The following is a 7,081-nucleotide window of genomic DNA, read 5'->3' as shown; positions in this document are numbered from 1 at the left end:
TGCGGTCAAGAGGGTGTCTAACTCGGTCGTCACAACCCGATGTTGGACACCCTCCCTGCGTCCGTGAACCCCGCAATAGGAACTACTCGTCTAGCGGAAGGAAGATCAGAGACAGGGCGACAGCGAGCGCGGTGGTCATGAGGCGGACCTGCCCTTGCGGCGCTCGGCGCCCAGCCGGACGTAGTGGTCGATGAGTTCGGGGCTGTCCACAGTGGCCGGATTGACGACCTGCTCCACCGCGGCGCCCTGGAGCAGCCGCTTGATCGGGACCTCCAGCTTCTTGCCGGTGCGTGTGTGCGGGATGCCCGGCACTTCGAGGACTTCGTCGGGGACGTGGCGGGGTGAGGCGCCGGTGCGGACGGCGTCGCGGATCTTCTCGCGCAGGGTGTCGTCCAGGGTCACCCCGGCCGCCGGGACCACGAACAGGGGCATCCAATAGCCGCCGTCGGGTTCCTCCGCGCCGATGACGAGGGCCTCGGTGATCTCGGGGAGGCGTTCGACGACATCGTGGATGTCGGCGCTGCCGAGCCGTACACCGTTGCGGTTGAGCGTCGAGTCGGAGCGGCCGTGGATAATCACCGAGCCGTGCCCCGTGACCGTGATCCAGTCGCCGTGCCGCCACACCCCGGGGTACGCCGAGAAGTAGGCGTCGCGGTAGCGCGTGCCCTCCGGGTCGTTCCAGAAGTACAGCGGCATCGAGGGCATGGGGCGGGTGACGACCAGCTCGCCGACCTGGTCGATGACGGGGAAGCCCTCGGCGTCGTACGCGGCCAGCGCCACACCCAGGTTCGGAGCCGACAGCTCTCCGGCCCAGACGGGGGTGTTGGGCGCGCTGCCCGCGAAGCCGGAGACGACGTCCGTGCCGCCGCTGATGGAAGCCAGCAGCACGCGGTCACCGACGTGATCCCGGACCCAGGGATAGGCGGAGGCCGGCAGCGCGGAGCCGGTGCAGCCGACCACCCGGATCGCCGAGAGGTCGTGCGCGGAGGGGTCGATGCCGAACTTGGCCATGCCGAGCAGGTATTGGGGGCTGGTGCCGAACACGGTGACCCGGTGGCGGGCGGCCAGTTCCCAGAGGCGGTCGACCTTGGTGTAGGGGGCCGGGCTGCCGTCGTAGGTGCAGGTCGTGGCGCCGGTCAGGAGGGTGGAGGCGACCAGGTTCCACATCATCCAGTGGGTGGTGGTGTACCAGAGCAGGCGGTCGCCGGGGCCCAAGTCCGAATGCAGCGCCAGGGTTTTGAGGTGCTCCAGGAGCACGCCGCCGTGGCCGTGGACGATGCCCTTGGGCAGGCCGGTGGTGCCGGAGGAGAACACGACCCACAGCGGATGGTCGAACGGGACCGGTACGCAGTCGAGTCGCTCGGTGCGGGTCGAGGCGTCCTCCCAGGGGACGACCAGCGACGGGTAGGCCTGCGAGGGCCAGGGCAGGCCGACGTGGTCCACCAGCAGGGTCGCCTTCAACGTCGGCAGCGCCTGGGCGAGTTCGAGGGCGGCGTGGCGGCGGTCGTGGGTGGTGCCGTTGAAGAGGTAGCCGTCGGCGGCGATCAGCACGGTGGGTTCCAGCTGGGCGAACCGGTCGGCGGCGGCCTTGGGGGCGTAGTCCTGACCGCACACCGACCACACGGCGCCCAGGCTCGCAGCGGCGAGGAACGCGACGATGGCGTGCGGGGTGTTGGGGAGGTAGCCGACGACCCGGTCACCCTTGCCGACGCCGAGGTCGCGCAGGGTGGCGGCGACGGAGGCCACCAGGGCACGCAGCCGTGCGCCGGTCACCTCGTACCCGGAGCCGGTCTCGTCGAGAGCGAGGATCGCCGTGTCGTCGTCGCGGACGTTGCGCAGCGAGTGGTGGGCGTAGTTGAGCGTGGCGCCGGGAAACCACTGGGCGCCGGGCATGCTGTCCTCGGCCAGCACCTGCTCGTACGGGGTGTCGGCGTCGATGCCGAAGTACTCCCACACCGCGCCCCAGAAGCTCTCCAGGTGGGCGACCGACCAGCGATGCAGGGCGGCATAGTCAAGGCCGTCCACCCCGACGTAGCGGGCGAAGTCCGCGATGCGACTGGCGGCCGCCTTCTCCGGATCGGGGGTGAAGAAGGGCGTGCTCATCGTGTCGTACTCCTCAACAGGCTTTTCGGGGCCATCCGTTCGGAAGGGACAGGGCTTCGGGTGGTGTGCAGCAGGGAGGCCCAGGCGGCGGTCGACGTGAAGTCGCGGCCGCCCGAGGGGACGACGTCCATCACGACACGGTCGGGCCGCAGCAGGACCGCGTCCGCGCGTCCGGCGCGCAGCCAGGCGGCGAGGGTGCCGTCGTCGCCGAGGTCGGCCACCGGGATCGCGTGCACGCCGAGGCCGTGCGCGAGCGCGGTCAGGGAGGGGCCGGGTTCGGTGGCGGTCAGCACGGTGAAGGAGTCGCCGAGCAGCTCGTCGAGACGGGTACGCCGTCCGTCGACGCTCACCCACGGTTGCGGACAGTGCGTGCCCGCCAGGCGTCGGCGGACCCCTCGGCGAACGAGCGGTCCGGCGGTGAGGGGCGGGCTGAGGTCGCGGCCGGCCAGCTCGGTCAGGCCGGGTATGCGGCAGGCGGCGGCCAGCGCCCGGCGGCGGATCGCGGCGGCGCCGTCCTGGCCGCCGGTCATGGCCCAGCCCATGGCGACCGCGAGGCGGACCACATGCCGTGCGTGCGGCTTGCGTTCGCTCTCGTAGGTCTCCAACAGCCGTTCATTGCCGCCCTGTTGGAGGACGCGGGCGAGTTTCCAGGTGAGGTTGTAGGCGTCTCGCAGTCCCGAGCAGAGGCCCTGTCCGATGAACGGCGGGGTGAGGTGGGCGGCGTCGCCGAGCAGGAAGACCCGTCCGCTGCGCCAGCTGTCGGCGACCCGGGCCCGGAAGGTGTACTGCGTCTCGCGGACCACCTCGAAGTCCCCGTCGTACGAGGGCGGCAGCCACGGAGCGACCAGCTCACGGACCGTCTCTTGTCCTTCCCCGAGCCGGAACTCCCAGCGGTAGCGGTTCTCGCTCACGCGCATGAAGGTGGCCGGCCGGTCCGGGTCGCAGATCTGGTCGACGCCTTCCCAGCAGCGGACGTCGGCTGTCGTGCGGACGTCGATGACGGTCCAGCGTTCCTCGAAACGCAGGTCCTCCCAGACGCCGCCGATGGCCTCCCGGGTGAGGCTGTTGGCGCCGTCGCAGCCGAGGACCGCGTCGGCCCACAGCTCGTGGTCGCCGGTGTCGTCGCGGTACGTCACTCGCACGGGGCCCGTGGTGTCCGGGCCCACGCCGATGACCTCCACGCCACCGCGCAGCTCGCACTCCGGGCGCCGGGCCAGGGCGTCGCGCAGTACCCGCTCCAGTTCTGGCTGGTCGAACATGCTGGTCTGCGGGTAGCCGTGCAGACCGTCCTTGGTACGCCGGAACTCGGCCATCACCCGGTGCCGGGCGTCCAGCAGCCGCAGCCCGTTCGCCGGCCGGGCAACTGCGGTGAACTCCTCGTCGGCGCCTGCGGCCTGCAGGATCCTGCGCACCTCGTCGTCCATGGCGACGGCGCGCGGGAGCGGATAGAGGTCCGTGTGGCGTTCGAGGACGACACTGCGGACTCCACGCCGGGCGAGGAGGAGGGCGGCGGTCACGCCCACGGGTCCGGCGCCGATGATCACGACGGGGACGGATGCGGCTTCATCGACGGTCATGTGCGGCTCACCTCGGGTCCTACTTCGCGTCTGCGACGGGCGTACGCTGCTCGCCGAGGTCGATCCGGCCGTCCGGGGTCGCGATCGTCGCCGTGATCACGTCACCCGTGTGCAGGTAGTGCGGGTTCTTGGCCTGGCTCTTGAAGAAGGCCTTCCACTTCACCGAGGGAGGCAGCAGCGCGCCGATCTTCTCGACAGCCTTCGGCGGCGCCTTCAGGGCCGTGCCACCAGGGGTGCCGGTGAGCAGCAGGTCGCCGGCGTCCAGGGTCTGGAAGCGGGCCAGCAGGGTGAGCGCCTGCGCCGGACGGACGATCATGTCGGCGAGGGTGCGGTCCTGGCGCAGCTCGCCGTTGACGCTCAACTTCAGCCGCAGGTCCAGGAGATGCGCGAAGTCCTCCGGCTCCAGCAGCGTCAGGTACGGACCGGTCGGCGTGAAGGTCGGGTACGACTTGCTCTCGTAGAACTGCGTCTTGGTCAGCTGCACCTCACGGGCACTGACGTCGTTGGTGATCACCAGTCCGGCGACGTACGACGGCAGGTCCCGCTCCTCGACCACGGTGCCGACGGGCAGGGGCGCGCCCATGACGAGGCCCAACTCGATCTCGTAGTCGAGGAATTTCACGTGCGACGGCCGGACGACGGCGTCGTCGGGGCCGCTGACCGAGCCGGATGCCTTGCGGAAGAAGGCGGGCGGGATGTCGCCCTTGAAGCCCGAATCGCGGGCGTGACTGCGGTAGTTGACCATCTGGGCGACCACCCGGCAGGGCGTGGTGACCGGCGAGAGCGCGACCAGGTCGGCGACGGGCGTGCCCGGTTCGCCGGAGGCGGCGGCCTCGCGGACAGCCGGCCGGTCGGCCAGCAGCTCGGCGGTGGTCACGGCCTTGGTGGCGACCGGGACGGCCCGGTCGCCAAGGACGACCCACCAGCCGTCGGCGGTGCGCAGGACATTGGTGCTCATGTCAGTGCCTTTGTGAGGGGGATTGGCGTGCGGGGTCAGGAGTTGGCGGCCTTGAGCAGGCCGAACAGTCGTGCCGGGTCCATCTCGTTGTCGCCGCGCAGGGCCTCGATGACATCGCGGACCCGCTGCGGGGAGGGGCTCGCGCCGAGGAAGTCGCGGGTGGCCGGCGGGCCCCACTGGGCCAGGCCGCTGGTCGACATGGGTGCCCAGCCGGGCTCGACGTCGCAGGAGAACAGGTCACCGTCGGCGAAGTGCTCCAGCATGAAGTGGTCGGGGTCGCGCCAGTAGTCGAAGAGCTGGCTGCCCTGGATGTGCCGGCCGATGCCCCAACTGCGCTTGTATCCACGCTCCTTGAGGTACTCGCCGCCGGCGGCTATGGAGTCGAGGTCGGTGACCTGGTAGGCGGAGTGGACGTACCCCGTGCCCGGCCCCAGATGCATCGCGAGGGTGTGGTGGTCGGCCGCCACACCGCCCAGGTCACAGCGGATGAACGCCATCGTCGGGCCGCGGTCGCGCTGCCCGTCCAGGAACAGGAAGTCGGACACGATCATCCCGAGGGTGTCCAGGTACCAGTCCAGGGCCCGGCCGAACACCCGCGTCTCCAGCACCACGTGGCCGAGCCGCTGGATGCGGGACGGCTCGCGCGGCGGCCGCTGGGCGGCGTTGGTACGCCGGTGATCCGTACCGAAGTTGAGCAGCAGCGGCTGCTGTTCCGGCAGGGCGGGGAGCTGTTCGCCGCAGTGCACGACCCCCACGGGGAAGCCGGAGGGGTCGAGCAGGTCGACGCCCTTGCCGCCCCCGGGAACGTCGGCGTCCCGCACGTCCCTGCCCGTCGCGCGGGCCAGCCGGTCCAGGTCACCCCGCTCGGCGGCGCGGAACGCCGGACCGATGAAACGGGACGTACGACCGCGCCGGATCACCATGCAGGGCGAGCCCGCGAAGGTACCCCGCAGCCACAGCTCGCTCTCGGTGCGGGCGGCGACGCCGAAGCCGAAGTCGCGGGCGAAGACCTCCGCCCGGTCCAGGTCGGGCTTCTCGAACTCCAGCCAGGCCAGGTCCGCGACCTTGATCACGGGGTTCCGGGAGCGGCCGGGGTGTTCGCCGCGCAGGGCGCCCTGCTCACTGTGGAGGTCCTGGTGGGCCGTGATGACGTCCCCGTTGACGCGTGTTTCAGACATGGTGCCCTCCAGCAACATTGCCGCAATGAGGAAATCATCAACTGTGACAGTTCTGTCGTCAAGGTGTTCGCGGGCAGGAAATGATGAGTTCATCAGGACTGCGATCACCATCGCCCGGCGGTTAGACTCTGCGCATGTCTACGTCAGCCCCGCCCAGCAACCGGTTCGAGCGACGTCGCGCAGAGACCCGTGGAGCTCTTGTGCGAGCGGCCCGGCAGATACTCGCCGAGAGCGGCGACACCAGCGCGAGCATCCAGGCGATCGCCGAGCGCGCGGACGTGGGCTTCGGCTCCTTCTACAACCACTTCGACTCCAAGGCGGAGTTGTTCGAGGCGGCGGTGATCGACGCCCTCGAGGAGTTCGCGCAGGAATTCGACGAGCGTCTGACGGGGATCGACGACCCGGCGGAGCGGGTCGCGGGCGGCTTCCGGCTCAGTGCCCGCATGGCCGACTCCCACCCGGAGCTGATGCAGGTCCTGCGCCGCCGCGGCCTCGCGCACATCCACTCGGGCAAGGGACTCGCCCGACGCGCCCTGCGTGATCTCCAGGTCGGCATCGCCTCCGGCCGCTTCACGCCCGTCGACCCTGTGGTCGCCCTGTCCGCACTGGGCGGAACCCTGCTGTCCCTGGTGGAGCTGCGGTTCGCCCGCCCCGAGGTGGACGGCGACGAGGCCGCGGTCAACCTCGCCGAGATGGTCATGCGCATGCTGGGCCTGCCCGCGGACGAAGCGCACGAGGTCGCCCGACGCCCCTTGCCTGACGCCGCCTGACCTCACGCGGACGACGAGTCCGGGTGGAACGTGACCGAGTGGCCTGTGAAGCGGGCGTCGATTCCGTCCTCGCTGGTGGTGACCGACCGCAGCCGGAGCCCTTCGGGCACGTTCCGCAGCGGAATGGGCTCGTCCAGGGCCCGGTCAAGCAGTGATTTCAGCGGAGGGAGCAGTTCACCCTGCTCCGCGCGTACGTCCGTGAAGGCGATGCGGTTGCCGTCGGCCGCCGAGACGGCTGCGCTCACGGTCACGTCGCCGACGAGCGGCAGACTCGCGGTCGCGTCGACCCGGCCCGCCTCGTCCCCCTGTGACACCTGCACGCCGAGCGCGCTCGACACGTCCGCGTACGACAGGAAAGCGGTGGCTGTGACGCTGTCCGCGTGAGCCTCGTCGGCGCTCCCTGAGCTTGGCGTTTAACCTTCGGCCTTGACCAGGCCGGGTGGTTGGGCGCCTGGGCAGAGGTAGAAGAGTTCGGGGTCGCCTTCGTCCAGGCCG

The 7,081-nt window shown here is 70.5% G+C and carries 5 protein-coding genes and 1 pseudogene; 1 reads left to right on the top strand and 5 read right to left on the bottom strand.

The window, feature by feature from the left end; genetic code table 11:
• Nucleotides 1–135: 135 nt before the first annotated feature.
• From ACZ6BB_RS41970 to ACZ6BB_RS41955, 4 genes are read right to left on the bottom strand one after another with little or no spacing between them, the layout of a single operon-like run.
• Nucleotides 136–2,103 carry an acetoacetate--CoA ligase gene (locus ACZ6BB_RS41970; RefSeq protein WP_471620344.1) on the bottom strand — a complete coding sequence of 656 codons (1,968 nt, stop codon included), beginning with the start codon at nucleotides 2,101–2,103 and terminating at the stop codon, nucleotides 136–138.
• Nucleotides 2,100–3,680, bottom strand: a complete 1,581-nt coding sequence (mhpA, locus tag ACZ6BB_RS41965) for a bifunctional 3-(3-hydroxy-phenyl)propionate/3-hydroxycinnamic acid hydroxylase MhpA (protein WP_471620343.1) — start codon at nucleotides 3,678–3,680, stop codon at nucleotides 2,100–2,102. The genes ACZ6BB_RS41970 and mhpA overlap by 4 nt, the downstream gene beginning before the upstream one ends.
• A 19-nt stretch (nucleotides 3,681–3,699) precedes the next feature.
• Entirely contained in the window at nucleotides 3,700–4,638 is a 939-nt protein-coding gene (locus ACZ6BB_RS41960; protein WP_471620342.1) for a fumarylacetoacetate hydrolase family protein, read from the bottom strand.
• 35 nt (nucleotides 4,639–4,673) lie between these two features.
• Nucleotides 4,674–5,816, bottom strand: a complete 1,143-nt coding sequence (locus ACZ6BB_RS41955; RefSeq protein WP_471620341.1) for a VOC family protein — start codon at nucleotides 5,814–5,816, stop codon at nucleotides 4,674–4,676.
• Between the two features lie 134 nt (nucleotides 5,817–5,950).
• On the opposite strand from ACZ6BB_RS41955, the gene ACZ6BB_RS41950 reads away from it, so the two are divergent.
• A complete protein-coding gene (locus tag ACZ6BB_RS41950; RefSeq protein WP_471620340.1) occupies nucleotides 5,951–6,586 on the top strand; it encodes a TetR/AcrR family transcriptional regulator in 636 nt (211 codons plus the stop codon).
• Nucleotides 6,587–6,588: 2 nt separating this feature from the next.
• On the opposite strand, the pseudogene ACZ6BB_RS41945 reads toward ACZ6BB_RS41950, so the two are convergent.
• A pseudogene (locus ACZ6BB_RS41945) lies at nucleotides 6,589–6,975 on the bottom strand (LmeA family phospholipid-binding protein); the annotation flags it as partial.
• Between the last annotated feature and the right edge of the window lie 106 nt (nucleotides 6,976–7,081).

The organism is Streptomyces sp. NPDC041108, from assembly GCF_055592645.1.
This window is presented reverse-complemented; position numbering and strand designations above follow the sequence as displayed.

Coding starts and splice junctions, on each gene's coding strand:
- ACZ6BB_RS41970 (WP_471620344.1), bottom strand. CDS start 2,103: ATGAGCACGCCCTTCTTCACCCCCGATCCGGAGAAGGCGGCCGCCAGT.
- mhpA (WP_471620343.1), bottom strand. CDS start 3,680: ATGACCGTCGATGAAGCCGCATCCGTCCCCGTCGTGATCATCGGCGCC.
- ACZ6BB_RS41960 (WP_471620342.1), bottom strand. CDS start 4,638: ATGAGCACCAATGTCCTGCGCACCGCCGACGGCTGGTGGGTCGTCCTT.
- ACZ6BB_RS41955 (WP_471620341.1), bottom strand. CDS start 5,816: ATGTCTGAAACACGCGTCAACGGGGACGTCATCACGGCCCACCAGGAC.
- ACZ6BB_RS41950 (WP_471620340.1), top strand. CDS start 5,951: ATGTCTACGTCAGCCCCGCCCAGCAACCGGTTCGAGCGACGTCGCGCA.